This is a genomic window from Ruegeria sp. ANG-R (assembly GCF_000813985.1).
Lineage (GTDB): Bacteria > Pseudomonadota > Alphaproteobacteria > Rhodobacterales > Rhodobacteraceae > Ruegeria.
Map to the genome: position 1 here is coordinate 81683 of NZ_JWLJ01000007.1, position 23755 is coordinate 105437.

The window sequence follows — 23755 nt, forward strand, 5'->3', positions numbered from 1 at the left end:
CCGGTTTAGTTCTGGTGTTTCTTATGGTGTCGGATGACTTCCTGAATGATGAAATTCAGGAAAGCCTTGGCGAAATCGGGGTCCAGATCGGCCTCTTTCGCCAGGTCTTCTAACCGTGCGATCTGCGCAGCCTCGCGCGAAGGATCGGACGGGGGAAGGTCGTGTGCGGCCTTGAGCTTGCCAACAGCCTGCGTGTGCTTGAACCGCTCGCCCAGCGTATAGACAAGGATCGCATCCAGCCGGTCGATGCTTTCGCGATGGTCTTTCAACAGCGCGGCAGCCTGTGTCACGGGGTTGGTCATTGGCCGGTCCTCTCGGTGGTCAAATCAATCTGCGGATGGCGCCAGATCTGGGCGTGCTTGCCCAGAAGTTCGGCGCGCTCGATCTCCAGCGTTGCGCCGAGGCGTTCGGCAAGAGCGCGCGAGCGATCATTGGCATGGGCGATGTATGAAATAACACCATTCAGGCCCTGATGCCGGGCGGCGTAGTCGCGCGCAGCCGCTGCGGCCTCAAAGCCCAGACCTTTGCCCTCGGCTTCTGCCATCAGGGTCCAGCCCAGCTCGGGTTCAGCCCAGCCGGGAACGTAGATCATACCGGCCCAGCCGACAAATGCGCCGCTGGCCTTTTCGGTCAGGTGCCACAGGCCATACCCGCGCAGCGCCCAATGACCCAACCGGTTCGACAAAGAGCTCCAGCTTTCAAGCGCATCCTTGGGGCCACCGACCATATGGCTACGCTCGGTCGCGAAGAATGCGGTCATCGCAGGCAGGTCATCCAGATGTGGTGCACGCAGGATCAAGCGCTCTGTCTCGACAGTGGGGATAGTGAAAGTTGTCATACCGCACCCTCCGCCAGCTGTTTCGGACCGGGGTGGCGATAGACCAGTTCGGTCCCATGGGTCACGTTTTCATAGCTACGCTCGAAACGCGCGCCCATCCGTTCAGCCAGCGCAATCGAGCGTTCATTGCCTGGAAAAATGTTTGAACTCAGCGCATCGAAGCCCAGGACCTCGTAGGCATAGTGGCGCACTTCCTCTGCCGCCTCCCGGGCATAGCCTTTGCCCTCACTGCCCGCGAACATGACCCAGCCCAGCTCTGGCTCGGGCCAACCTTCGGGACCCCAGATGCCGACGATGCCGACCGGCTGACCGTCGCGCGTTTCAACTGTCCAGAACCCAAAGCCATGCAGGACCCAATGTCCTATCATGCTGGCAAACCACCGCCAGGCTTCATTGCGATTCAACGGGCCGCCAAAGCCCCAGCTCCGGTCCTTATCGGCAAAGAAGCGCGCGATTTGTTCAAAGTCGCGCTGCTCAGGTCCGCGCAGGACCAGACGTTCGGTTTTCAGAACAGGTATCTGGAGGTCGATCATGCGTAGGCCTCCATCCCGCCATTCACCAGATCGCCCGGCGCCGGATGTCGCCAGATTTCGGACCTGCCATATTTGGGGTGGTCGTAGTGATATTCGAACTGCGCACCCATCCGCTTGGCCACGGCCTTGCTGGCGGTATTGTCCAGATCAATCAGCGAGATCGCAGTTTTCCAGCCCAGAATGTCATAGGCATATGAACGAGCAGCCAGAGCTGCCTCGGTTGCGTAGCCTTTGCCGGTGGCATGGGTCATCAGCGTCCAACCGACCTCGGGCTCGGGCCAGCCTTCGGGGAACCACAGGCCAATGCGTCCGACATATGCGCCGGTGTCTTTCTCATCAACGCTCCAATAGCCATAGCCGCGCACGGCCCAATGGCCCAGAAGCGAGGCGAACACCCGCCACACCTCGTCGCGGCGTAAAGGCCCGCCGACAAACTGGGCGGCCTCGCTGGCAAAAAAGGCGGTATCGGCATCCAGATCAGCTTCGGACGGCGCGCGCATGATCAGGCGTTCGGTTTCAAGTTGGGGAATATTGAGCAAGGTCATGCTGATCCCCCGGCTTTGACAGGCAGGTGACGATAGACCAGAGTGGTGCCGCCGGCCTCAGCAATCTCACGTTCGACGGTCGCGCCCAGCCGTTCGGCTAGGCGTTGCGAGCGGGCATTACCTTTTACGATGAAGCTTGCAATTGTGTTCCATCCAAGTTGGTCGAAGGCAAAATCACGCGCCACGTTGGCCGCTTCGAATGCATATCCTTGGCCTTCGCCCTCTTCGGTGAAGATAAAGCCCAGCTCGGGTTCAGGATCTTCAGGTTCGAAGCCCAGAACTACGAAACCCAAAAGCTGACCATCCGCCTTAGATTCAACCGACCACAAACCATGGCCGCGCAATGACCAGATGGCGACCATCTGAGCGAAGTCGTACCACGCGTCCTCGCGCGACATGACGGTCAGATACCGCGCGCGTGGGCTGGCAACAATCTGGGCGTAAGTGTCGAAATCCGAGAGCTGCGGCGCTCGCAGAACCAATCGCTCGGTTTCGAGCGTTGGAATGGCACCCGCCACCCGAACTGCCAGCTCAATCCCCTGAGCGTTCGGCGCAGCTTCAAACCGGAAGGTCATAGCAGAACCTCCGGTTTGGCGCATGAGCGCATGGATATGCAGGGGGCGAAAGCCACGTTACTTCTTCTTCCCGAACCCGCTGAGGCCGGGAGGCAGACCCATGCCACCACCCAGACCGGGCATTCCGCCGGGCATCTTGCCGCCCATTGCTTTCGCGGCCTGTTCCAGCGCCTTGGGGTCCATGCCCGCCGCCATTTCCTCGGGCGAGGGGCCGCCTTTGCCGAACATGCCTTTCATGGCCTGTTTCAGCATCTTGCCTTTACCCATCTTGCCCATCTTTTTCATCATGTCCGACATCTGCCGGTGCATCTTGAGCAGCTTGTTGAGGTCGCTGACTTCCATGCCAGAACCCGCCGCGATACGTTTCTTGCGGCTCGCCTGCAGCAATTGCGGATTGGCGCGTTCGCGTTTGGTCATCGACTGAATCATGGCGATCTGCTGGCGCAGGATCTTGTCGTCCAGACCGGCCTGATCCATCTGCTTAGCCATCTTGCCCATGCCGGGCATCATGCCCATCATGCCCTGCATACCGCCCATCTGGATCATCTGTTCCAGCTGCATTTTCAGGTCGTTCATGTTGAACTGACCTTTGACCATGCGCTTCATCATGCGCTCGGTCTGTTCGATCTCCATCGTTTCCTGGGCTTTTTCGACCAGGGCAACGATGTCGCCCATGCCCAGAATACGACCGGCGATCCGGTCCGGCTCAAAGGTTTCGAGCGCGTCCATCTTTTCGCCCAAGCCCACAAAGCGGATCGGCTTGCCGGTGACTGCGCGCATCGACAGCGCTGCACCGCCACGCCCGTCGCCGTCCATCCGGGTCAGAACCACGCCCGAGATGCCGACCTTGGCGTCGAACTCCTCGGCGACTTCAACGGCGACCTGACCGGTCAGGCCGTCGACCACCAGCAGGGTCTCGCGCGGGTCAACCACGTTGCGGACCTGCTCGACCTCGTCCATCAGGACTTCGTCAATGTGCAGACGGCCCGCAGTGTCGAGCATGTAGACGTCATAGCCGCCCAGCGTCGCCTGCTGCTTGGCGCGTTTGGCGATATCGACCGGCGTCTGACCGGGTACAATCGGCAGCGTATCGACACCAACCTGCGTGCCCAGAACCGCCAGCTGATCCATCGCCGCCGGGCGATAGACATCAAGCGAGGCCATCAAGACCTTCTTGCCCTCTTTCTCTTTCAGGCGTTTGGCGAGCTTACCGGTGGTGGTCGTCTTACCCGAGCCCTGCAGACCGACCATCAGGATCGGCGCGGGCGGGTTGTCGATCTTAAGCGCGCCGGGATCTTCCTCGCCTCGCAGGGTATCGACCAGCGCGTCGTGCACGATCTTGACGACCTGCTGGCCGGGGGTGATCGATTTCGTCACCGCCTGACCGGTCGCCTGTTCCTGTACTTTCTTGACGAATTCCCGCGCTACCGGCAGCGAAACGTCAGCCTCAAGCAGGGCAACGCGAACCTCGCGCAGGGCGGTCTTGACGTCTTCTTCGGACAGGGCACCCTGTTTGGTCAGCCGGTCAAAGACGCCGGAAAGGCGTTCGGATAGATTTTCAAACATGCCTTCGGCCTCCTTAGCCGGTTATCTGGTGGCGTGCCTTAGATAGGACGCGCCGGTTAAATGCACAAACGCCCCCACGGGCGAAACTCGCTGGTGGGGGGCGATCCCTGAACGACTCAAGGGACCGGAAGATCAAGAAGCTTCCGGATGTTGGTGGCGATTTAGGCCGATTGGCTGGCAGAGTCAACCTTGCGCGCCGGAAGCCAGTCATTGACTGCCTCCACCATTTTGCGCGACCCGCGCCCGCTTGAGAACGCCTCGACAATCGGGTGCGGCCCCGCGCTCATGCCGCGATCCAGGATCAGAACGGGGCGGTACAGGGTCGATGAGCTATTTTTGCTTCGCGAGATCGTGCTTTCCAGTTCGGCATGAGACAGGTTGGACAGTTGATGTTCCACCGCCGAATACCCAAAGACCGATTGTCGCCGGATCACGATGCTGTCCTTGTTGCGGTCCAGTATGACCTGCACCCGTTGCACAAAGGCACAGAAAGCCCCAAAACCCAGCCCGCCGCCGCCCAGCGCGAAGACGAGGCCAGCGAAGATGTGCATGCCTCCTTCGCTGGCCACAAACAGACCCCCGGCAGCAAAGCCGAGGATAAAGAAAACCAGTGAGATGCCGATGAACCAGGGCGTATCGGACAGGATCAGCTGGTTCGGAGTGTTGCGCGTGACTTTCATGGCGGCACGCTAGCACCGGAAAACGCGCCTGTCTTGGCTTGAATTTGCCCCCGCATTGCGCGATGAGCGCGACACACGAGGAGGGTCCCATGGACGCATCATCTGCATTTCAGGATACATTGCCGCTCAGTTCGGATGCGCTGCTGGCACATCTGGATGAATGGGGGCTGCCGTATCGCCTGCACACCCATGTACCGCTGCGCACGGTCGAAGAGTCGAAGGCGGTCGAGGATCAGTTCATGGTTCCGGGCGAAATTGCTCTGCGGCTCAAGAACCTCTATCTGCGCGACAAGAAAAAGCGCAACTATCTGGTGACGCTTGAGCAAAGCCGCGAGATCGACCTTAAGGCGCTGGCGACCGATCTGGGCATTGGCAACCTGTCCTTCGGGTCCGCGGACCGGCTGATGCAGAACCTTGGCATTCGCCCGGGCGCGGTCAGCCCGCTGGCGATGATCAACGGGGTTCAGAATGACGTTCGCTTTTTTATGGATTCCGCTGCCCAAAGCGCCGATGTCATTTACATGCACCCTTTGGTGAATGACCGGACCGTTGCGATGTCACGCGCGGATCTGATGTCATTCTTTGGCAGGATCGGGTGTCAGGTGACGTGGCTGCCCTAGTTCACCCTCCGGCCGCTGAACGTCGGGCAAAAGGGCTCCGAATGATCGCGGCCGGATAGTGCCGATGGCGAACGTCCGGCGGATTTGGAGCGAGGCAAGGTCGTCAATCCGAACTCCGGCAGCACCGGGAGTTCTGCGCGGCATTGTCAAACAAATGGCCCGAAGCCGTCACGATATCGGCATATCCGGGGCCCAGTAGAAAGGGGCAAGACAAAACCGATGGTGTCCAAAATGTCAGATAAAACAAAGCCTACCATTGTATGGGCGCTTTATACGGCAAGCCTCGTTGCTATTTTGACCACTTTCATCGCAATCGTACTGGCCTATGTCTGGCGCAGGAACGACCCGAGCTACAAGGCGGTTTACGACAAGCAGATACGCAAGTTCTGGACTGCTGGTGTTGGTTGGGCTTTGGGGCTGTCAGTGTTTGCATTTGCGGCCTTCACGGACACGTCCCCTGCTGGTTCGGGTGTGCCGCTCTTGGGTAATGTCGGCTTGTTGATCATTGTTATTACCCAGCTTTGGTTCGCGTTATCATCACTCATTTCGATGTTCTTCATCCCTTCGCCGTCGGATATGGGACAAGCACCGCAGAAATTTGCATGACCGCGCCTGTGGATACGACGTGTCCAATCCACCCTGCCTGAACCGGCATGTAAGCATTGGATGCGGGGTTCGCGGCATGGAGTTGGTGCCGGATCGGATCTGAGGCACATTCAGGCCGGAATTGAATACCGCACCGGTCTGATTTCACGCAGATATCCGGCATTTCGTGTCAGAACTTTCTGGCGTTTCACACCAGCGCTTCTTTTAGTGCCGCCGAGACATGCGCTGCCGAGGGGTTGATGAACAGGTGTCCATCGGCCTCGAACACCGGGTCGTCAAGGTGATCCGGGAAGGCCAGTGGCAGCTCGGTGCAGGCCAGCAGGATGGCGGTGCCCGGCGTGGCGTGTTTGTCGCAGAATGTCAGCAGGCGCGCGTGGGCGGTATCGGATGCTCCGCCATAGAAGTCGCTGTCGATCATCGCCTGCATCTCGGCGATCTCGGGTTCGGGGAGGCGCCGGTTTGCGGTGATGCCCTCGACCGCCAGTCGGTCGGCATAGTTGGTGGCCTGCATCGTGACCGTTGTGCCGAGGACCAGCGCCTTTGACGCGCCGGTCGAGCCGGTCGCCTCGGCGGTGGCGTCGAAAATACTGAGGATGGGCATCGACACGCCCTTACGGATGGCGTGCAGGCGGGCATGTGGGGTGTTGGAAGCGATGATCGCAAAATCGCACTCAGCGTTTTGCAGCGTCAGCAGTGCCTCCCGGAACACCGCATCGAATGCGGCCCAGCTGGCCTCATCTTCGGGCACACCGCGCAGGGCGCGGGTTCTGGCTTGCGTCACGGACTCGATGGTCATCGGTGGGATCGGAAGAGGCGAGCCATGGCCCCGTTCAGCGAAGTATCGCCCCGCGCCTTCGGCGATGGCCCTGTAATAATCAACGGTCGAGGCCCAACCCACGCCGCCCAGAATTCCGATTTTCTTCATGATAAACGTCCAGCCTGCCAAATCCCGTTGAGGACAGACTGGACGTTTCGGGGGGCACAGGTCAATCAGGCTGCCAGTTCACCAATCGCCTTTTGTGCATTGGATAAGGCGACCTCGGGGTCCAGCGCCATACGATCGGCGGCGATCACCTCGACATCGTGGATGCCGATGAAGCCCAGTACGTGACGCGCATAGGTGGTGGCAAAGTCGATCTCGGAGCCCACAGCCGTACCGCCCGAGGCAACGGCGAGGATGGCGCGTTTGCCCTCAAGCAGACCCTTGGGGCCGTCTTCGGAATAGGCGAAGGTCAGCCCGACACGGGCGACCAGATCGATCCAGGCCTTCAATGCGGCGGGGACCGAGAAGTTGTAGATCGGCAAACCGATGACAATGGTATTGGCTTTTTGCAGCTCGGCCACCAACTCATCGGATAGGGTCAGCAGGTCTTTCTGAACCGCATCGCGTTGGTCGGCGGGAGTGAAATTGGCGGCGATCCAGTCTTCGGTCAGCAGCGGCAGGGGGGTGGCCAGATCGCGGCGGATGATGCGCCCGGCATTCAGGTGGCGGACCACGCGGTCCGACAGGTCGCGGGTGGCCGACCCGGTGCGGCGGGCCGAGGCGTCGATATGCAGGATGGTTTTGGTCATCTCGGGATGTCCTTTGTTAAGGAATGATCGTCTGTTGCCCGAATATGATTATTGCGGTCACGAACAAAACTCGGATATATCAACAGTTATTGTTATAATTTGCACAGTGGAACCGATGCAGTGGACAATTGGGACGAAGTGAGAACCGCCTATCAGGTTGCGCGTATGGGAACGGTCAGCGGTGCTGCGGATGTGCTGGGTGTGCACCATGCCACCGTCATCCGCCACATCGATGCCATCGAGGCGCGGCTGGGCGTCAAGCTGTTCCAGCGCCACGCGCGCGGGTACACCCCGACCGAAGCGGGTGAGGATCTGCTGCGTGTGGCGCAGGCGACAGAGGATCAGTTCAACCAGCTGGTCGGCCGCATGAAGGGTCGTGGAGACGATGTGTCGGGCGAGTTGGTGGTCACGTCGCTGGCCTCTCTGGCGCCGCTGATCGTACCGACGCTGACCGAGTTCCAGAAGGCTCACCCGGATCTGATCGTGCGCTATCTGACCGGCGACCGCCTGTTCCGTCTGGAATATGGCGAGGCGCATGTGGCCATACGCGCGGGCGCCGCGCCGGATCAGCCGGACAATGTGGTGCAGCCCTTCATCCCGCAAGAGGTAGGGCTGTTTGCCAGCAAGACCTACATCGCGCGTCACGGCAAACCTTCGGGCATCGAGGATTTCGCCAATCACCACTTCGTCGGCAATGATGATGAAAACAGCCGCGCGCCGTTTTCCCGCTGGCTGCGCGCCAATGCGCCGGAACAGGCGATCACCTTCCGCTGCACCAACAATTTCTGTATGCGCGAGGCGGTTCTGGCCGGCGCGGGCATCGGTTTCATGGCCCGGTGGGAGGCCGCGCGCGATCCCGATCTGGTCGAGGTAATGGAGCCCTTACCCGAATGGTCCGGCAAGCTGTGGCTGGTGACCCATGTGGACCTGCACCGGACGACGAAGGTGCAGGCTTTCCTGTCTTTCCTCAAAGATCAGTCCAAGGGCTGGCTGCCGTGACACCGCAGGCGCGCGGCCATCTGGCCATGCTGACATTCTCGGCTTTGGTGGCGGGCAGCTTCTCGCTGGGCTCGATGGTCGCGAACGAGATTGCGCCCTCGGCGATCACGGCGGCACGCTTTGCCATTGCCGCTGTGGTGATCGGCATCGCGGCACTTGCCACAACCGGCATATCGCGCAGCGCGACACAGGCGCCATGGCGCTATCTGGTGCTGGGCGGGTTATTCGGCGCTTATTTCGTGCTGATGTTCTATGGCCTCAAGACTGCGCCTCCGGTCAGTGCCGCCGCAGTCTTCACACTGACCCCGGTCATGTCGGCGCTGGCCGGATGGGTGCTGCTGCGCCAGATCACGACCCCACGCATGGCGCTGGCCCTGACAGTTGGCGCGGCGGGGGCGCTTTGGGTGATCTTCCGGGCCGATTGGCAGGCCTTTCAGGCATTCGAAATCGGGGGCGGAGAGATCATCTATTTCTGGGGCTGTGCCGCCCATGCGATCTATACGCCGATGGTGCGGCGGCTGAACCGGGGTGAGCCCGCGGTGGTATTCACCTTCGGCACGCTGGTTGCGGGATGCCTGATCCTGACCCTCTGGGGCTGGTCCGATATCCGCGCGACCGATTGGGCAAACCTGCCCGGGATTGTCTGGCTGACCCTGCTCTACATTTCGCTGTTTGCGACCGCTGCCAGCTTTGTTCTGGTCCAGTTTGCTGCGCTGCGCCTGCCCGCTGCCAAGGTCATGGCCTATACCTACCTGACGCCCAGCTGGGTGATCCTGTGGGAAATCGCGCTGGGCCGCCCCGCGCCAACCGCGCTGGTTCTGGTCGGGGCCGTGCTGACTGCCGTGGCGCTGCTGCTGTTGCTGAAAGGCGAGGACTCCCCGGACAGCAAACCCGTGCACCCGGATTGAGCCTTGCCTTCTGCGCCGGATATGGCAGCTTGCCCGCGCACTGCGTGAGGACCCGATACATGAAAACACCCTATCTCATCCCAGCATTGCTGGCGCTGTCCGCCTGCGCGCCCGGCGGAGCAAGCGACTCGGCACAGGCTGATCTGCAAGCCAGTTGTGAGGCGCTGGTGGGTGCTGAAACCGGCACCGGGCCAGCCGGTGTCAAGGCGACCTCGACCCAGACCGGCCCGACGGGCTCGGTCACCAGCGTGTTCGTGGCCGGGGCCGAGGCCCCCTGGCTTTGTCGCGCTGATGCGACGGGTGTCGTGACCGGGGTGGAATACAGCCGAGAGGGTTAGACGCCGCACAGCACCGCAGAGGCGGGCCAGACTGGTTATGTGCGAATACCGACATACCTCAGGATAAGGAGGACGTCGCAATGTTCAGACGTATCATGGTCCCGATCGACCTGCACATGCCGCCAGCGGTCAGAAAAGCCACCGAAGTCGCTGCGCAACTGGCCAAATGGCAGGGCGCCAAAGTCACCATCATCAGCGTCACCGGCGCACAGCCCGGCGATCGTCACCTGACGGCTGAGGCGATCGAACAAGAGATGAAGGCCTGCGCCCGTGAAATCGCCGGACAAAGCGGGGTGCAGGTGGACACGCGCAACATTCACTCGGTTGATGTCGCGGTCGAGGTCGACAAAGATCTGGCCCGCGCTGCCGAAGAACTGAGAGCCGATCTGATTGTTGTCGGCACCCACGCGCCCCGGATCACCGACTACATCCTGTCCAGCCATGCGGGATATCTGGCCAAACATGCCAGCATGTCGGTCTTGGTCGTGCGCTGATCCTCAGGCCTCGTCCGAGGGCAGTTCGACCTCGAGAAACCGCTCGAACGCATCCAGATTGACCGGTTCGAACTGCCCGAACCCCTGCATCCAGACAGATGCTGCCCGTAGGGCATCCGGCTCCAGCTTGCACCATTTGACCCGTCCACGCTTTTCCTGAGAAATCAGCCCCGCCTTGGTCAGGATCACCAGATGTTTCGAAATCGCGGCCAGCGACATCTCGAACGGTTCCGCCACGTCGGTGACCGCCATGTCATCCTCAAGCAGCATTGCAAGGATGGTGCGGCGAGTGGGGTCGGCAAGAGCGGCGAATACGGTGTCGAGGTCGTTGGGCATGGCGTTAGTCCGAAATCACATTACAGCGTAACAGGTCCCAGTCCTTTGCCACTTTCGCTGCCTTCAGGGCGGTGGCGAGGCGATCACTCAAGATCGGTGCGTCAATGATAACTGGATCGAACCAAATGTCTGGGCCAGTCAGGACCATTTCTGAGAAAACCAAATCCCCATCGTTCACATGATCATTGCCTCGCACCATGAAGAGTTCAACCGGATCTCCTAAGGGTGTGACCCCTTTAGATGACTCTCCCTCAAAACAAGGCTTTCCATCCCCTAGCACAAGGTAGTGCCAATCTCCATCTAGCTTGGTCTTTTGATCAGGGTGCAGAAGTTCAACGGGGACAAGTCTTGATGATCCCATATTGTGGTTGCGTAAGACATCAGCAGAGGCAGATGACACAACCAATAGTCCGCCAGCGCTCAGGATATCGCGTTTCGGTCGTTTGTGATCGGCCCATCGTTTGACAGCATAGAGCTGTTTTGGCAGCGCATGATCTTCGATGGGTAAGTGGCTTTCTTGCCGCTCTATAAGAGCGTCAAATGCAATACCAATTTCATTGTCCCTCGGCGGCCTTGGGACATCCGGAAACCCGACCGGCCGATAGCCGTAAGTCGCAGAAGGGTTGCGGTGCATATTGCTCAACCAAACCACATTGCTCATTCTCTGCCCTCATATTCTCAGGCGCATCTTGTTTCAAAGGTGACACCCTTGAGAGCGCAGAGGCAATTTCATTTCTTCTGTCGTTTGGCCCGAGCTTCGCAGTGCTAACCAAAGCGGATTTGGCGCCAACACGCTGCGTAAGCTACTTATGGGGGGACAAAGATCAACCAAAAGGTTGAATATGCGGATTCAGGTGAATTTGCCCAACCCGTCTGTTCTGCATCGGAAGATGTCCATCCACGATCAGATTTTTCATTATAAGAATCATGATCTTAACGGGAATTTGGGTTCGGCTTGTACACCGTTGACTCTGCGCCCCATGCGCCTTAGCACCCTACTCAAGACTGTGCGAGGGAAACGCCCGTGACCGATGATGACCAAAAGCAGCGTATGGCGCAGCTTGAGGCCAAGATCACGGCAGCGAAAAAGGCCAAGGCGCCCAAGCCTCGTGCGGATGCTGACATATCCGGGGGCGAACTTGCCTGGAGGATGGTCATCGAAATGGTATCCGGTCTGGGGATCGGATTTGGCATCGGATATGGGCTGGACAGCCTGCTCGGGACGATCCCGATCTTTCTGGTGCTGTTCACATTGCTGGGCCTTGTCGCGGGCGTGAAGGTTATGCTCCGCAGCGCGAAAGAGGCCCAAGAGAAACAAATGGCGGCGACGGCTGCCGAGAAGGACGAGAGGGACTGAACGTGGCAAGCGAGACCACCACAGCACATGGCGGCGACCACGCGGCAGAAGGCAGCAGCCTGGTATTCCACCCGATGGATCAGTTCATCGTGAAACCGCTGTTCGGCGGCGACACGATTGCGTGGTACACGCCCACCAACGTGACTCTGTGGCTGTTCTTCGCGATCGTCGCGATCTTTGGCCTGCTGGTCCTCAGCACTTCGAAGCGCGCGATCGTTCCCAGCCGTATGCAGTCGGTGGCCGAACTGGCCTATGGCTTCATTTACAAGATGCTGGAAGACATCTGCGGCAAGGAAGGCGTCAAATACTTCCCCTATGTCATGACCCTGTTCATGTTCATCGTCTGCGCCAACTTCCTGGGTCTGATCCCGACATCCTTCACAACCACATCGCATTTCGCCGTGACCATTCCGCTGGCGCTGGCCGTCTTCCTGACCGTGACCGTTCTGGGTTTCGTCAAGAATGGCGCCGCGTTCCTCGGCCTGTTTTGGGTCTCCAGCGCACCTCTGGCGCTGCGCCCGATTCTGGCGGTGATCGAGCTGATCTCGTACTTCGTGCGCCCGGTCAGCCACTCCATTCGTCTTGCCGGTAACGTCATGGCTGGTCACGCGGTGATCAAGGTGTTCGCGGGCTTTGCCGCAATCGCCGTGATCTCACCCGTGTCCGTTCTGGCGATCACCGCAATGTATGGCCTTGAGGTCCTCGTGTCCTTCATTCAGGCCTACGTCTTCACCATTCTGACCTGTGTTTATCTGAAAGATGCACTGCATCCTTCGCACTAAGGTCCGATACCCAAACATCTAAACTTCCAATTCGTAAGGAGAAACATCATGGAAGGCGATCTCGCACACATCGGCGCAGGCCTGGCAGCAATCGGTTCCGGCGCAGCCGCAATCGGGGTGGGCAACGTTGCAGGCAACTTCCTCGCCGGCGCCCTGCGCAACCCTTCGGCGGCTGCTTCGCAGACCGCAACCCTCTTCATCGGTATCGCGTTCGCAGAAGCTCTGGGGATCTTCGCATTCCTGGTCTCGCTGCTGCTGATGTTCGCCGTATAATCTGCGGAACCTGATCCTTACGCGCGGGTCGGCCCCGGCCATAGCGGGCCGCCCGTTGTAAAGACAACGTTCCGACGGAGGAATTCATGGCGACAGAAGAACCGATTTATGAAGAGATCGCCGGCATGTGCGTCGACTCCCATGGCTCTGCCATCGGGATGCCGCAGCTCTGCTTTGACTGGTTCCCGAACCAGATCTTCTGGCTGATCATCACACTGGTCGTCATCTTTCTGGTTCTGTCCCGCGTGGCTCTGCCGCGCATCGCGGCAATCCTGGCGGAACGTCAGGGGACCATTACCAACGACCTCGCCGCGGCTGAAGATCTGAAAGCCAAGGCTGTCGAGGCCGAAGAGGCCTATAACAAGGCGCTGGCCGATGCCCGTGCCGAAGCGCAGCGTATCGCTGCCGAGACACGCGCCGAAATCCAGTCTGGTCTGGATGACGCGATTGCCAAGGCGGATGCGGAAATCGCTGCAAAGGCGGCTGAATCGGAAAAGGCGATTGCCGAGATCCGTGCCGGTGCGCTGGAAAGCATTCAAGTGGTTGCCAAGGATACGGCGGCTGAACTGGTTACAGCGCTGGGCGGCGAGGCGGATGCCAAAGCCATCAACAGTGCCGTAGACGCGCAGACGAAAGGATAAGTGACATGCGGAACACTCTTGCCCTTATCCTGACCATTGGTGCCGCCAGCCCCGCGCTGGCCGCAAGCGGCCCGTTCTTCTCGCTTGGCAATACCGATTTTGTCGTCCTGCTGGGCTTCATCGTCTTCATCGCGGTCCTGTTCTACTTCAAGGTCCCCGGCATGATTGGCGGCGCCTTGGACAAGCGGGCCGAGGGCATCCAGTCCGAGTTGGACGAAGCTCGTGCGCTGCATGAAGAAGCGCGTAGCCTGCTGGCCTCTTATGAGCGCAAGCAACGTGAAGTGCAGACTCAGGCGGACGCGATCGTGGCCGCTGCCAAAGAGGACGCGGCTCTGGCGGCGGAACAGGCCAAAGTCGATCTGGAGAAATCCATTGCACGCCGTCTGGCCGCTGCACAGGATCAGATCGCATCGGCTGAGGCTTCGGCTGTGAAAGAAGTGCGTGATCAGGCCGTCTCCGTCGCGGTTTCGGCTGCGAGCGCTGTGCTGGCCAAGCAAATGACCGCCACACAGGCGAACAAGCTGATCGACGCGTCCATCGCGGATGTTGGTGAAAAGCTGCACTGATTGCACTGATCAAGTGATAAAAAAACCCGAGGGTCTCTGACTCTCGGGTTTTTTTGTTTGTGGCCTCAGGTAGCTTTCTTCGATCTGCGCCAGGTTAAGAACCAGACCAAAATTGCGATCATGGTGATCAAAATCTCAACCTTGAAGGTCCAATGGTTGAGAAATGACAAAATCCAATGAGAGTGGGTCGCCTGTACCGTGACCAGAGGATGTGTTGCGTCCGAAAAGGGCCACAACCATGCGACCTCGCCTGTGATCGAATCCAACAGCATGTGAACCAGCCCGCCTGCGCCAAAGAATGTCAGGAAGGTCCCGGTTTTTTGGAGCCATTGCCGGATCAGGAGACCGGCAAGCAGAAAGCCCGCCCAGATGATGGGGCGGTGGGTCAGGTAGGAATGATGATGGTGTCCGCGATCATCGACCAGATAGAACCAAAGTATGTCGACGTCAGGCGCGACGGCCCCAATCATGGCAGCCGTGAACGCAAGCTTGCCCAGGTTGGGTGCTGTCGTGCGAAAGATCAGATACGCGCCCGGCAAATGCCCGATGAACATCAAGCCTCTCCGGTCTCGTGCTTTAACCGCTGCTGCGCGATTTCTTCGTTGCGAATGGCCTTCTGCTGATCGGCCATGCAGCCTTTGACAAAGTTCAGATGGTCCTCAACCGCTTTCCGGGCGCCTTTGGGGTCGCGGTCCTGCAGGGCCGCGTTGATGGCACGATGCTGGTCCAGAATGGCATCGCGGGTGGTGCGCTGCTGGAACATGATCTGGCGGTTGTAGAATACGCCCTGCCGCAGCAGATCGAACATCGACCGCATCATATGCAGCATCACCACGTTATGGCTGGCCTCGATGATCGCCATGTGGAACTGGGCGTCCAGATGCGCCTCTTCTTCGGCGGCGTTGCGGGCATGGGCGGCCTCCATCTTGTCCAGAATGATCTGCACGACCTTCAGGTCGCCGTCCGATCCCATCCGCGCGGCACGCTCAGCAGCCAGCCCCTCCATATCGCGCCGGAATGAGAGATAGTCGAACACCGCTTCGTCATGATTGCCGAACAGCCGGATCAACGCGGGCGAGAAGGCCGAGCCCAGAACCTCGGCCACATAGATGCCTGACCCGGCCTTGGCGGTCAGCAATCCCTGATCCTGCAGGTCTGCGATCGCTTCGCGCAGCGAGGGGCGCGACACGCCCATCCGCTCGGCCAGTTCCCTTTCCGAGGGTAGGCGCTCGCCGGGGCGCAGGATGCCGCGCAGGATCAACAACTCAATCTGGCGCACCACAGCCAGAGACAGTTTTTCGGTCTGGACTTTTTGAAAAGGCATGAAGCTTACGTCTGAAATTGGTCAATTCACTTGACCACGTTTGCAAGCGGGGTTCAACCGCCTCACGAAGACTGAAACACTAGGTCAGTATTATTGACATAAGATGCGCTTTGCCTAATCTGCGGCAGAAGGGCGGAGGAGGCCCCGGACAGATGGATCAGCTATACGCCACCCGCACATCCCGAATGAAGGCATCCGAAATCCGCGAATTGCTGAAGCTTTTGGGTGAGCCCGGGATCATTTCCTTCGCAGGCGGCATCCCCGACCCGAACCTGTTTCCGGCTGAGGCTTTCGCCGAGGCGTTCCAAAATGCGCTTGGCCCGGATCAACAGGCACAGGCGCTGCAATATTCGGTCAGTGAAGGCTATGCGCCGCTGCGCGAATGGCTGGTCGGCTACATGCGTGGGATCGGTGTGGATTGTGACATCGACAATATCCTGATCACCTCCGGCTCACAGCAGGCTCTGGACTATCTGGGCAAGCTGTTTCTGTCTCCGGGTGATACCGCGCTGGTCGGCTGGCCTACTTATCTGGGCGCGCTCAATGCCTTTGACGCCTATGAGCCACGCTTTGATCAACTTAGCATCGATGGCAATCGGGGTGCGACCGAATACCGGGCCGCCGCCGGGGACAGCCCGATCAAGTTCGCCTACCTCTCTGCCGACTTTGCCAATCCGACGGGGGAAACCGTGGGCCTGCGGGGCAGGGAAGCCCTGCTGAATCTGGCCGAAGACCTAGACTGCGCCGTGATCGAGGACGGCGCTTATCAGGCGCTGCGCTATGACGGTGACCCGATTCCACCAATTCTGGCGTTGGAACAGGCCCGCAAGGGATCGATTGAAAACTGCCGTACGATTTATTGCGGCAGCTTCTCGAAAACCCTTTCGCCCGGATTGCGTGTCGGTTGGGTCGTGGCCGCCAAACCGGTGATTTCGCAACTGGTGCTGCTGAAACAGGCTGCTGATCTGCATTCTTCGACGATCAACCAGATGGCTGTCTATCAGGTGGCGCGGGATTGTTTTGATTCACACGTTCCGATCCTGCGCCGTACCTATGCCGCCCGCCGAGACGCTATGCTTGAAGCCTTGAACCAGCATATGCCCGATGGTGTGGACTGGACCCGACCCGAAGGCGGCATGTTCATCTGGGTCACCCTGCCCAATGGCGTGAACGGGGCTGAGCTGCTGGCCCGGGCGCTTGAAACGGTCAAGCTGGCCTTTGTCCCGGGCCAGGCGTTCTACCCTGATGACACTGGGGCCAACACGATCCGGCTCAGCTTCTCCAACTCGGATGAAGATACGATCCGTGAAGGTATCCGCCGTCTGGGAGAGGTGCTGCGCGGCTGAGCCGGGAAAGGTTTCGTTAACCATATTGCCGCAAGAACGGCGATATGATTCGCCTGCTTGCCTTCCTGCTGCTGGCCGCCTGTTCAAGCGGCACACCGTATTTTCGCGATCTGCCCGCAACGCGCGTCGCGGTGAATGGCAGCGTATTTGACGTCCGCGTCCGCAACGAGCTGGCCGAGGCCGTCCGCGTGAACCCGCAATACGCCCCGCGTCTTGGCCCGATCCGCGACCGGGCCGCGCTGGCCATGGCACAGGTCTCGGGCTGTCCGCTTCTGGACGTTTTGGGCGATGCGGCGGTCACTGTGGGGGTATTGGGCTGCGATCAGGAACTTGGCGAAAAACTGATATTTGGGGCGCTCATGATGCGCTCATATGAATGCGTTGATTACGGTTACTATGAGGGCTACGGATATCAGGTCTTCGAATGTACGCCGTACTGAGATCCGCGGCTTCGCGCGTAGTTTCGCCAAGATATTGTGGATAACTCTGTCCGAAATCCCATATCCTGCGCAATCACATTGACAGCTCCCCTATCCCTTGCGCAGACTTCTTATCCATAGGAATCATACCAAGAGCAGCCATTGCGCTTTAGCAAACTCAAACTGACCGGCTTCAAAAGCTTCGTGGACCCGACCGATCTGATCATCGCGGACGGGTTGACCGGAGTGGTTGGTCCCAATGGCTGTGGCAAATCCAACCTTCTGGAAGCTCTGCGCTGGGTGATGGGCGAAAACCGCCCCAAATCTATGCGCGGCGGGGCGATGGAGGATGTGATCTTTGCCGGAGCCGCCACCCGCCCCGCGAGGAACTTTGCCGAGGTGGTCCTGACCATGGACAACTCGGAACGTCTGGCGCCATCCGGCTTCAACGACAGCGACCAGCTTGAAATCATCCGCCGCATCACCCGCGACGTGGGAAGCGCCTACAAGACCAACGGCAAGGATGTCCGCGCCCGCGATGTGCAGATGCTGTTTGCCGACGCCTCGACCGGCGCACATTCCCCGGCGCTGGTGGGCCAGAACCGAATTGCTGAGCTGATCAACGCCAAGCCTCGCGCGCGCCGCCGCATTCTGGAAGAGGCCGCGGGCATCTCAGGCCTCTATCAACGTCGCCACGAGGCCGAGCTGAAACTCAAAGGCACAGAGGCTAATCTGACTCGCGTCGATGACGTGCTGGAACAGTTGGGCGGCCAGTTGGCGCAACTCGCCCGCCAGGCCCGTCAGGCCGCGCGCTATCGCGAGATTGGCGAACAGCTGCGTCAAGCCGAAGGGATGCTGCTCTATCGTCGCTGGAAAGAGGCCGACATGGCCCGCCAAGCGGCAGAAGAAAAGCTGCGAGACCGGATCACGGAAGCCTCCCGCGCCGAAGCATCCGCCCGTGAATCCGCTGCCAAACGCGCTGAGATTGAGGAAACCCTGCCCCCCCTGCGCGAGGAAGAGGCCATCGCCGCCGCCGTCCTGCAACGTCAGCAGGTGCAACGCGATCAGCTCTCGGATCAGGAAACCCGCGCGCGTCAGACAATCGAGACGCTGACCAACCGTATCCAGCAACTGGGCAACGACATCGAACGCGAATCCGGCCTGAACCGGGATGCAGGTGAGATGATCGAACGGCTCGAATGGGAGGCCCGTGAGCTCGCCAAAGCCGCCGAGGGTTATGACGAAAAGGTCGCTGAAGCTGCAGAAGTGGCCCGCGAGGCCGCCTCGGTCCTGCAAGAGCGTGAAGATCACCTCTCGCAGGAAACCGAAGACATGGCCCGTCTGGTGGCCCGGCACCAATCGGCGCAGCGTCTGGTTGAAGACAGCCGCAAGACCCTGGCCCGCTCTGAGGGCGAAGAAGAAAAGGCCCGCGCCGCCGTGGATGAGGCGCGCAACGCGCTGACCCGCGCCAGTGAGTCGTTTGAGACCGCGCAGGAAGGCGAAGAAGAGGCCCGCGAAGCTGCCGAGGCAGCGGAAGAAGCGCTCGCCGCTGCTGACGAGTTACGCAATGACACGCAGGCGCGCGAGGCCGAAGCCCGCGCCAAACGCTCCGAGGCCGAGGGGGAATTGGGCGCGATCCGGGCCGAAACCACTGCGTTGGCGAAACTGGTCGAGCGTGACACGGCTGAGGGCGGACAGGTGCTCGACATGCTGCGCGTGGCCACCGGTTATGAGAAAGCTCTGGGTGCTGCGCTGGCAGACGATCTGCGCGCACCGCTGGTCGAAGGTGATGGCCCCTCGGGTTGGGTGCAGGTGGCGGGCTATGACAGCGATCAACCCTTGCCGGACGGAGCAGAGCCTCTGGCCTTGCATGTGTCCGGTCCCGACCGGCTCAGCCGTCGGATCGCGCAGATCGGTCTGGTCGATGCTGATCAAGGCGCACGGTTGCAGGCGTCGCTGAAACCTGGGCAACGGCTGGTCTCGCGCTCGGGCGACCTGTGGCGCTGGGACGGGTTCCGCGCCTGGGCCGAGGACGCGCCAAGCGCCGCCGCCCTGCGGCTGGAACAGCTGAACAAACTGGAAGCGCTGAAACAAGAACTGACCCGCACCGAGGCGCAAGCCGATGGTGCCCGTGCCGCGCATGAGGCCCTGTCCCAGCAACTGGCGGACGTCACCGAAGCTGATCGTCGTGCCCGCGAAGCCCGCCGTGCCGCGGATCAGCGCATGGCGGAAACGGCGCGGATGCTCAGCCGGGCTGAGGCGGATCGCAATCTGGCGCAAGGCAAGCTGGAGACATTGACCCTCGCCGTCGACCGCCACAAGGAAGACGCCATGTCTGCCCGTGCACAGTTGCGCGAGGCCGAAGCGGCCCTGACCGGTCTGGGTGACCTTGATAGCGCCCGCGCGCAGGTTGAAGACATCAAACAGACAGTCGAGGCGGCGCGGATCACCATGCTGACCCACCGTTCGTCCCATGACGAGTTGCGTCGTGAAGGTGAGGCTCGGACCCGGCGTTCGCAAGAGGTCACCAAGGACCTCAGTGGTTGGCGGCACCGGTTGGAGACGGCGGAAAAGCGGATTTCCGAACTGGCCGAGCGCAAGGAAAGCTCGGAAGAGGAACTCTCGGACGCCATGGCCGCACCCGGTGAAATTGCCGAGGCGCGCGAAGAACTGAACGAACTGATCGAAACCGCCGAAGCCCGCCGGGCCGAGGCCGCTGACAAGCTGGCGGAAGCCGAGACGGCACAGCGCGAGGTGGTTCTTGCTGAGCGCGAGGCGGAACGACTGGCCTCCGAAGCGCGCGAGACCCGCGCGGCAGCAGAGGCGCGTTGTGATGCGGCCAAGGAGAGCGTGGTCGCAGCGGCGGAGCGGATTGCCGAGGATCAGCAACTGACACCAAACCAGCTACTGAATCAACTCGACACCAACCCCGATCAGATGCCCGCCGCCGACGCGTTGGAGGCCGAGGTCAACCGCCACAAGCGCCAGCGCGACGCCATGGGCGCGGTGAACCTGCGCGCCGAGGAAGACAGCAAAGAGGTTCAGGAAGAATTCGACACACTGAATGGGGAAAAGGGTGATCTGGAAGAGGCGATCAAGGCCCTGCGCAGCGGTATCGCCAGCCTCAACCGCGAAGGGCGCGAGCGTCTGTTGACCGCGTTTGAACAGGTGAACTCGAACTTCGCTATGCTGTTCAAGCATCTGTTCGGCGGCGGTGAGGCCAATCTGGTTATGGTCGAAAGCGACGATCCGCTGGATGCGGGGCTGGAAATCATGTGCCAGCCGCCGGGCAAGAAGCTCTCGACCCTCAGTCTGCTGTCGGGGGGTGAACAGACCCTGACCGCAACCGCGCTGATCTTTGGCGTCTTCCTCGCCAACCCGGCTCCGATCTGTGTGCTGGATGAGGTTGACGCGCCGCTCGATGACGCCAACGTCACACGCTTCTGCGACCTTCTGGACGAGATGTGCCGCCAGACCGACACCCGCTTCCTGATCATCACCCACCACGCGGTGACCATGGCGCGGATGGATCGGCTGTTCGGGGTCACCATGCAGGAACAGGGTGTCAGCCAGCTTGTTTCGGTAGACCTCAAGAAAGCCGAGCAGATGGTCGCCTGAGCGATCACCGCAACGTTATGACCCATTCGACGCCCCCCGGGTTAGGGTAGCGCATGACCCGGCTTCTGCTCCTTCTTCTTCTGTCCGCCACGCCACTTGCCGCCGCCGAATGGGCCACCAAACCCGGGGACAGGCCGCTCAACTCGCAAGAGTTGGACGCTTTGGCGGGCCAGACATTGACATTCTATGATGACGGACAGTCCAAATACTCCGCCGGAGGGGCCTATTCCTACACCTATGCCAGCGGAGAATCCGCCTTTGGCACCTATTCGATCGCCGAGGATGGCAGCGTCTGTATCGCCTATCGCAACGGCTTCAGCCGCTGCGATCTGTACGTCCGCAGCGGAGAACGGCTGATCCTGATCGACCAGAAGGGCCATCGATATCCGGTGCGGTCGGAGTAAGATTTCACCTCCATCAAGGGCGCTTCTGCCCAACAAACCGGGCTGTCGCCGCGCTTGCTCGGACGATTGCTTGCGTGCACACAGGGTGGTCCTCGGCTTTGCTCAGGTATTGTGCTGGTTGCCTGCAAAGGCGATGTTGCGAGCATGGCAACAGAATTAGAGTTCCCCTTCGCAGCGCTGACCGTTCCGGCGAGACGGCACATCCGGGTGTTTCAGGTTCAACAGTTTCTCGATCGTTTTGCGATGGGTTTGACTGTTGCCGTTGTTGCACTGGCGTTGACCGATCGCGGAATGGATCTGTTACAGATTTCGGTGCTATTTGGGGTCTACTCACTTACGACCTTGGCGATGGAACTTCCGTTCGGCGGATTGGCCGACAATATTGGACGCAAGCCGGTCTTTCTGGCTGCGGTTGTCGCCAGCTTGATCTCTCTCGTGCTCTTTCTCTCGACAAGCGATTTCTATGTTCTAGCGCTTTCATTTGCCTTCATCGGATTTGGACGTGCGCTACGGTCGGGCACGCTCGACGCCTGGTTCGTTGAGACCTTCAAAGCCGCTGCGCCGAACGTGGACGTTCAACCCGCTCTGGCAAAAGCGCAATGGGCCAATGCCATGGGCTTGGCGATGGGGGCCGTTCTGGGGGGCCTTCTGCCCGATCTCTTTGGCCCGACGGCAGCGAGACTGGGTTTTAGCGTCTATGATGTGCCCTACGCGGCGAGCTTGGCGGTGATGCTTGGGGTATTCGCCTATACCCTTTATTTTATTGTGGAAAAACCGCGCCCGTTGACCCCCCATGCCCTGAAACGGGGGTTCGCAGCTGTACCGCTGGTGGTCAAAGACGCAGGTCTTCTCGCATTGAGACATCCGGCGTTGTCGGTACTGCTGGCAGCTCTGGCGTTTTTCCTGATGGCGACCAACCCGGTAGAGGTGCTCTGGCCGGTCCATGCAAAGCCCATGCTGCAGAAAGGCTATGCAAATACAACAATAGGTGTCCTGACCGCGACCTACTTCTTCTCAATCGCATTCGGTGCCTGGCTGTCACCGCACATCAGCCGCATTTTCAGCAGACGGCACGCGATTACACTTGCGGCGGCTTTTGCCTGTACGGCGGGCGTTCAGGTCGCATTGGCTTTGCAGGGCAGCGTCATCGGCTTTGTGGCGGTTTTCATCCTCTATTCCGTTGTCCTCGGTGTTTCCGAGACGCCAGCCAGCAGTATTCTTCATAGATGCGTAGAAGACCGCCAGCGATCCACAATGCTATCTCTGAGGTCGCTGATACAGCAACTCGGAGCAGCTTTGGGTCTGATTCTGGCGGGAGCCATCGCTGAGGTCTACTCGATCCCTACGGCCTGGATGGTCGGCGCCGTGTTTCTTGTTATTGCCTTGATCCTGATCGGCATCCTCGCCAAACGGCTTGCCGCAGAGACTGAATAGCGGCCATTTGTGCGACGTGCAGCATTGACCGGTCTGGGCCGGGCGCAGTCACTCGGGCAACACCTCCAGCGTGGGTCTCGCAGCTGCAAAACGTCAAAGCCGGGCCTGTTTCGGCCCCGATGTCGTCCGCGTTCAGAGACCCAAGCCACTCGCCATTTGCACCAAGTCCTTCAGGAGGATCGGGCCAACCACTCTTCGGGTACCTTGATCTCCGGCCGGTTGGGGTGATGCGGCACGTCCAGAGCATGGGGCAAGGTTGATATCGGATGACGTACTTTCACACGATCATTGCGGATGAAAGTGGCCTCAACGACCCGGGGAAACTCTGTACCATCGACAATCATCGAGCCTGACGCGTTATTTGTACGGAGATGGGCACATGTGAATTTAGCACCGATTGCCTCGTAAAGTGGTTTCGCTTTTTCGAAAAACCTCGGCTTGGTCAGGATCGAGGGGATTCGATGAAGCTCGATCACGATGATCCGGAACCGGTCGAGATACGCGGCTGGCAGGGTTTCGAACACCGGGTATTCAGCCGCTTCGATGTCCATTTGCAACATCAGGTCCCCGGACGCTGGCGCATTTTGAACCATCCAGTCCTCAAGCGAAATCACCTCACCTTCGGTGCGCGGGCCGAGATGCTGCTTGCAAAAAACGGCGCCGGGGATTACCTCGGCTGGCCCATCCACCGAGGCATCGGCCATGATCGACGGGATGCCCCACTTGGCCAGATCAAGTTCAAAGCTCGATTGCCGGGAAACGCCGGGTGAAAAGCAGGCTTTGATCCCATGCATGTCACTCGGCACCAAATAACCGCCATCGCCAAAAGCCCCGATCCGGATCAGCGGGTGCCCCACATCAAATGGGCGCAGGACATCGGCAAGCAGTTTACGGCGGTCGTCGATTGTCATGAAATGAACTCGAGGCTTCTAGCGTGCTTTGGTCAGCCTAAGGAAATGTCCGGTTGGCCGCAATTGATAG

30 protein-coding genes are annotated in these 23755 nt (G+C 60.0%); 16 read left to right on the forward strand and 14 right to left on the reverse strand.

Annotated elements, in window-relative coordinates; genetic code table 11:
* Positions 1 to 5: 5 nt before the first annotated feature.
* The 7 genes from RA27_RS16625 to RA27_RS16655 all read right to left on the reverse strand — a co-directional run bounded on the left by RA27_RS16625 (position 6) and on the right by RA27_RS16655 (position 4737).
* Positions 6 to 302: a chorismate mutase gene (locus RA27_RS16625; RefSeq protein ID WP_039541590.1), complete on the reverse strand. Its 297-nt coding sequence runs from the start codon at positions 300 to 302 to the stop codon at positions 6 to 8.
* Positions 299 to 838 carry a GNAT family N-acetyltransferase gene (locus RA27_RS16630; RefSeq protein ID WP_039541593.1) on the reverse strand — a complete coding sequence of 180 codons (540 nt, stop codon included), beginning with the start codon at positions 836 to 838 and terminating at the stop codon, positions 299 to 301. Before RA27_RS16630 ends, RA27_RS16625 begins: the two co-directional genes overlap by 4 nt.
* The gene (locus RA27_RS16635) at positions 835 to 1371 is read right to left on the reverse strand and encodes a GNAT family N-acetyltransferase (protein WP_039541596.1); all 537 of its coding nucleotides are present in this window, start codon (positions 1369 to 1371) and stop codon (positions 835 to 837) included. The genes RA27_RS16630 and RA27_RS16635 overlap by 4 nt, the downstream gene beginning before the upstream one ends.
* Positions 1368 to 1916 carry a GNAT family N-acetyltransferase gene (locus RA27_RS16640; RefSeq protein WP_039541599.1) on the reverse strand — a complete coding sequence of 183 codons (549 nt, stop codon included), beginning with the start codon at positions 1914 to 1916 and terminating at the stop codon, positions 1368 to 1370. Before RA27_RS16640 ends, RA27_RS16635 begins: the two co-directional genes overlap by 4 nt.
* Positions 1913 to 2491, reverse strand: coding sequence for a GNAT family N-acetyltransferase (locus tag RA27_RS16645; RefSeq protein WP_052265331.1), 579 nt, complete (start codon positions 2489 to 2491; stop codon positions 1913 to 1915). The genes RA27_RS16640 and RA27_RS16645 overlap by 4 nt, the downstream gene beginning before the upstream one ends.
* Before the next feature lie 57 nt (positions 2492 to 2548).
* On the reverse strand, positions 2549 to 4057 hold the full coding sequence (gene ffh / locus RA27_RS16650) for a signal recognition particle protein (protein ID WP_039541603.1): 1509 nt from the start codon (positions 4055 to 4057) through the stop codon (positions 2549 to 2551).
* A 161-nt stretch (positions 4058 to 4218) separates the two neighbouring features.
* Positions 4219 to 4737 (reverse strand): hypothetical protein, encoded by a 519-nt coding sequence (locus tag RA27_RS16655; protein ID WP_039541606.1) that lies wholly within the window; start codon positions 4735 to 4737, stop codon positions 4219 to 4221.
* 89 nt (positions 4738 to 4826) lie between these two features.
* Here RA27_RS16655 and RA27_RS16660 point away from each other — a divergent pair, with 89 nt between their 5' ends.
* Positions 4827 to 5357 (forward strand): prolyl-tRNA synthetase associated domain-containing protein, encoded by a 531-nt coding sequence (locus RA27_RS16660; protein WP_039541608.1) that lies wholly within the window; start codon positions 4827 to 4829, stop codon positions 5355 to 5357.
* Between the two features lie 231 nt (positions 5358 to 5588).
* Positions 5589 to 5963, forward strand: coding sequence for a hypothetical protein (locus RA27_RS16665; RefSeq protein ID WP_152610721.1), 375 nt, complete (start codon positions 5589 to 5591; stop codon positions 5961 to 5963).
* 187 nt (positions 5964 to 6150) lie between these two features.
* Here RA27_RS16665 and RA27_RS16670 read toward each other — a convergent pair whose 3' ends face one another.
* Both RA27_RS16670 and RA27_RS16675 read right to left on the reverse strand, forming a co-directional pair.
* A complete protein-coding gene (locus RA27_RS16670; RefSeq protein ID WP_039541613.1) occupies positions 6151 to 6888 on the reverse strand; it encodes an aspartate/glutamate racemase family protein in 738 nt (245 codons plus the stop codon).
* Positions 6889 to 6953: 65 nt separating this feature from the next.
* Complete coding sequence (locus RA27_RS16675) at positions 6954 to 7535, reverse strand: NAD(P)H-dependent oxidoreductase (protein WP_039541616.1); 582 nt, start codon at positions 7533 to 7535, stop codon at positions 6954 to 6956.
* Between the two features lie 120 nt (positions 7536 to 7655).
* Here RA27_RS16675 and RA27_RS16680 point away from each other — a divergent pair, with 120 nt between their 5' ends.
* The 4 genes from RA27_RS16680 to RA27_RS16695 all read left to right on the forward strand — a co-directional run bounded on the left by RA27_RS16680 (position 7656) and on the right by RA27_RS16695 (position 10274).
* Positions 7656 to 8534 (forward strand): LysR family transcriptional regulator, encoded by an 879-nt coding sequence (locus RA27_RS16680; RefSeq protein WP_039541619.1) that lies wholly within the window; start codon positions 7656 to 7658, stop codon positions 8532 to 8534.
* On the forward strand, positions 8531 to 9442 hold the full coding sequence (locus RA27_RS16685) for a DMT family transporter (RefSeq protein ID WP_039541621.1): 912 nt from the start codon (positions 8531 to 8533) through the stop codon (positions 9440 to 9442). The genes RA27_RS16680 and RA27_RS16685 overlap by 4 nt, the downstream gene beginning before the upstream one ends.
* Before the next feature lie 59 nt (positions 9443 to 9501).
* Entirely contained in the window at positions 9502 to 9780 is a 279-nt protein-coding gene (locus RA27_RS16690; protein WP_039541624.1) for a hypothetical protein, read from the forward strand.
* Positions 9781 to 9860: 80 nt separating this feature from the next.
* Positions 9861 to 10274, forward strand: a complete 414-nt coding sequence (locus tag RA27_RS16695; protein ID WP_039541627.1) for a universal stress protein — start codon at positions 9861 to 9863, stop codon at positions 10272 to 10274.
* A 3-nt stretch (positions 10275 to 10277) separates the two neighbouring features.
* Here the strand turns inward: RA27_RS16695 and RA27_RS16700 are convergent, their stop codons facing one another.
* Both RA27_RS16700 and RA27_RS16705 read right to left on the reverse strand, forming a co-directional pair.
* Positions 10278 to 10610 (reverse strand): metalloregulator ArsR/SmtB family transcription factor, encoded by a 333-nt coding sequence (locus RA27_RS16700; RefSeq protein WP_039541630.1) that lies wholly within the window; start codon positions 10608 to 10610, stop codon positions 10278 to 10280.
* A gap of 4 nt (positions 10611 to 10614) precedes the next feature.
* Positions 10615 to 11271, reverse strand: coding sequence for a hypothetical protein (locus tag RA27_RS16705; protein ID WP_039541633.1), 657 nt, complete (start codon positions 11269 to 11271; stop codon positions 10615 to 10617).
* Between the two features lie 363 nt (positions 11272 to 11634).
* On the opposite strand from RA27_RS16705, the gene RA27_RS16710 reads away from it, so the two are divergent.
* The 5 genes from RA27_RS16710 (at position 11635) to RA27_RS16730 (ending at position 14229) form a co-directional block, all read left to right on the forward strand.
* Positions 11635 to 11967, forward strand: a complete 333-nt coding sequence (locus tag RA27_RS16710; protein ID WP_039541635.1) for an AtpZ/AtpI family protein — start codon at positions 11635 to 11637, stop codon at positions 11965 to 11967.
* A gap of 2 nt (positions 11968 to 11969) precedes the next feature.
* Positions 11970 to 12749 carry a F0F1 ATP synthase subunit A gene (locus tag RA27_RS16715; protein WP_039541637.1) on the forward strand — a complete coding sequence of 260 codons (780 nt, stop codon included), beginning with the start codon at positions 11970 to 11972 and terminating at the stop codon, positions 12747 to 12749.
* A gap of 48 nt (positions 12750 to 12797) precedes the next feature.
* Positions 12798 to 13022: a F0F1 ATP synthase subunit C gene (locus RA27_RS16720; RefSeq protein ID WP_005981269.1), complete on the forward strand. Its 225-nt coding sequence runs from the start codon at positions 12798 to 12800 to the stop codon at positions 13020 to 13022.
* An 86-nt stretch (positions 13023 to 13108) separates the two neighbouring features.
* Positions 13109 to 13663 (forward strand): F0F1 ATP synthase subunit B', encoded by a 555-nt coding sequence (locus tag RA27_RS16725; protein ID WP_039541641.1) that lies wholly within the window; start codon positions 13109 to 13111, stop codon positions 13661 to 13663.
* 5 nt (positions 13664 to 13668) lie between these two features.
* Positions 13669 to 14229 (forward strand): F0F1 ATP synthase subunit B, encoded by a 561-nt coding sequence (locus tag RA27_RS16730; protein ID WP_039541644.1) that lies wholly within the window; start codon positions 13669 to 13671, stop codon positions 14227 to 14229.
* A 65-nt stretch (positions 14230 to 14294) separates the two neighbouring features.
* Here the strand turns inward: RA27_RS16730 and RA27_RS16735 are convergent, their stop codons facing one another.
* The gene (locus tag RA27_RS16735; RefSeq protein WP_039541647.1) at positions 14295 to 14783 is read right to left on the reverse strand and encodes a metal-dependent hydrolase; all 489 of its coding nucleotides are present in this window, start codon (positions 14781 to 14783) and stop codon (positions 14295 to 14297) included.
* Entirely contained in the window at positions 14783 to 15553 is a 771-nt protein-coding gene (locus RA27_RS16740) for an FCD domain-containing protein (RefSeq protein WP_039541650.1), read from the reverse strand. The genes RA27_RS16735 and RA27_RS16740 overlap by 1 nt, the downstream gene beginning before the upstream one ends.
* 152 nt (positions 15554 to 15705) lie before the next feature.
* On the opposite strand from RA27_RS16740, the gene RA27_RS16745 reads away from it, so the two are divergent.
* From RA27_RS16745 to RA27_RS16765, 5 genes are all read left to right on the forward strand, one after another.
* Entirely contained in the window at positions 15706 to 16899 is a 1194-nt protein-coding gene (locus tag RA27_RS16745; protein WP_039541654.1) for a PLP-dependent aminotransferase family protein, read from the forward strand.
* 44 nt (positions 16900 to 16943) lie between these two features.
* Positions 16944 to 17339, forward strand: a complete 396-nt coding sequence (locus RA27_RS16750; RefSeq protein WP_039541656.1) for a hypothetical protein — start codon at positions 16944 to 16946, stop codon at positions 17337 to 17339.
* A gap of 141 nt (positions 17340 to 17480) precedes the next feature.
* Positions 17481 to 20936 (forward strand): AAA family ATPase, encoded by a 3456-nt coding sequence (locus RA27_RS16755; RefSeq protein ID WP_039541658.1) that lies wholly within the window; start codon positions 17481 to 17483, stop codon positions 20934 to 20936.
* 53 nt (positions 20937 to 20989) lie between these two features.
* A complete protein-coding gene (locus RA27_RS16760; RefSeq protein ID WP_039541659.1) occupies positions 20990 to 21340 on the forward strand; it encodes a hypothetical protein in 351 nt (116 codons plus the stop codon).
* A gap of 144 nt (positions 21341 to 21484) precedes the next feature.
* Positions 21485 to 22774 carry an MFS transporter gene (locus tag RA27_RS16765; RefSeq protein ID WP_039541831.1) on the forward strand — a complete coding sequence of 430 codons (1290 nt, stop codon included), beginning with the start codon at positions 21485 to 21487 and terminating at the stop codon, positions 22772 to 22774.
* A gap of 170 nt (positions 22775 to 22944) precedes the next feature.
* On the opposite strand, the gene RA27_RS16770 is transcribed toward RA27_RS16765, so the two are convergent.
* On the reverse strand, positions 22945 to 23685 hold the full coding sequence (locus RA27_RS16770) for a hypothetical protein (RefSeq protein WP_052265332.1): 741 nt from the start codon (positions 23683 to 23685) through the stop codon (positions 22945 to 22947).
* Between the last annotated feature and the right edge of the window lie 70 nt (positions 23686 to 23755).

Coding starts and splice junctions, on each gene's coding strand:
- RA27_RS16625 (WP_039541590.1), bottom strand. CDS start 302: ATGACCAACCCCGTGACACAGGCTGCCGCGCTGTTGAAAGACCATCGC.
- RA27_RS16630 (WP_039541593.1), bottom strand. CDS start 838: ATGACAACTTTCACTATCCCCACTGTCGAGACAGAGCGCTTGATCCTG.
- RA27_RS16635 (WP_039541596.1), bottom strand. CDS start 1,371: ATGATCGACCTCCAGATACCTGTTCTGAAAACCGAACGTCTGGTCCTG.
- RA27_RS16640 (WP_039541599.1), bottom strand. CDS start 1,916: ATGACCTTGCTCAATATTCCCCAACTTGAAACCGAACGCCTGATCATG.
- RA27_RS16645 (WP_052265331.1), bottom strand. CDS start 2,491: ATGACCTTCCGGTTTGAAGCTGCGCCGAACGCTCAGGGGATTGAGCTG.
- ffh (WP_039541603.1), bottom strand. CDS start 4,057: ATGTTTGAAAATCTATCCGAACGCCTTTCCGGCGTCTTTGACCGGCTG.
- RA27_RS16655 (WP_039541606.1), bottom strand. CDS start 4,737: ATGAAAGTCACGCGCAACACTCCGAACCAGCTGATCCTGTCCGATACG.
- RA27_RS16660 (WP_039541608.1), top strand. CDS start 4,827: ATGGACGCATCATCTGCATTTCAGGATACATTGCCGCTCAGTTCGGAT.
- RA27_RS16665 (WP_152610721.1), top strand. CDS start 5,589: ATGTCAGATAAAACAAAGCCTACCATTGTATGGGCGCTTTATACGGCA.
- RA27_RS16670 (WP_039541613.1), bottom strand. CDS start 6,888: ATGAAGAAAATCGGAATTCTGGGCGGCGTGGGTTGGGCCTCGACCGTT.
- RA27_RS16675 (WP_039541616.1), bottom strand. CDS start 7,535: ATGACCAAAACCATCCTGCATATCGACGCCTCGGCCCGCCGCACCGGG.
- RA27_RS16690 (WP_039541624.1), top strand. CDS start 9,502: ATGAAAACACCCTATCTCATCCCAGCATTGCTGGCGCTGTCCGCCTGC.
- RA27_RS16695 (WP_039541627.1), top strand. CDS start 9,861: ATGTTCAGACGTATCATGGTCCCGATCGACCTGCACATGCCGCCAGCG.
- RA27_RS16700 (WP_039541630.1), bottom strand. CDS start 10,610: ATGCCCAACGACCTCGACACCGTATTCGCCGCTCTTGCCGACCCCACT.
- RA27_RS16705 (WP_039541633.1), bottom strand. CDS start 11,271: ATGAGCAATGTGGTTTGGTTGAGCAATATGCACCGCAACCCTTCTGCG.
- RA27_RS16720 (WP_005981269.1), top strand. CDS start 12,798: ATGGAAGGCGATCTCGCACACATCGGCGCAGGCCTGGCAGCAATCGGT.
- RA27_RS16725 (WP_039541641.1), top strand. CDS start 13,109: ATGGCGACAGAAGAACCGATTTATGAAGAGATCGCCGGCATGTGCGTC.
- RA27_RS16730 (WP_039541644.1), top strand. CDS start 13,669: ATGCGGAACACTCTTGCCCTTATCCTGACCATTGGTGCCGCCAGCCCC.
- RA27_RS16735 (WP_039541647.1), bottom strand. CDS start 14,783: ATGTTCATCGGGCATTTGCCGGGCGCGTATCTGATCTTTCGCACGACA.
- RA27_RS16740 (WP_039541650.1), bottom strand. CDS start 15,553: ATGCCTTTTCAAAAAGTCCAGACCGAAAAACTGTCTCTGGCTGTGGTG.
- RA27_RS16745 (WP_039541654.1), top strand. CDS start 15,706: ATGGATCAGCTATACGCCACCCGCACATCCCGAATGAAGGCATCCGAA.
- RA27_RS16750 (WP_039541656.1), top strand. CDS start 16,944: ATGATTCGCCTGCTTGCCTTCCTGCTGCTGGCCGCCTGTTCAAGCGGC.
- RA27_RS16760 (WP_039541659.1), top strand. CDS start 20,990: ATGACCCGGCTTCTGCTCCTTCTTCTTCTGTCCGCCACGCCACTTGCC.
- RA27_RS16765 (WP_039541831.1), top strand. CDS start 21,485: ATGGCAACAGAATTAGAGTTCCCCTTCGCAGCGCTGACCGTTCCGGCG.
- RA27_RS16770 (WP_052265332.1), bottom strand. CDS start 23,685: ATGACAATCGACGACCGCCGTAAACTGCTTGCCGATGTCCTGCGCCCA.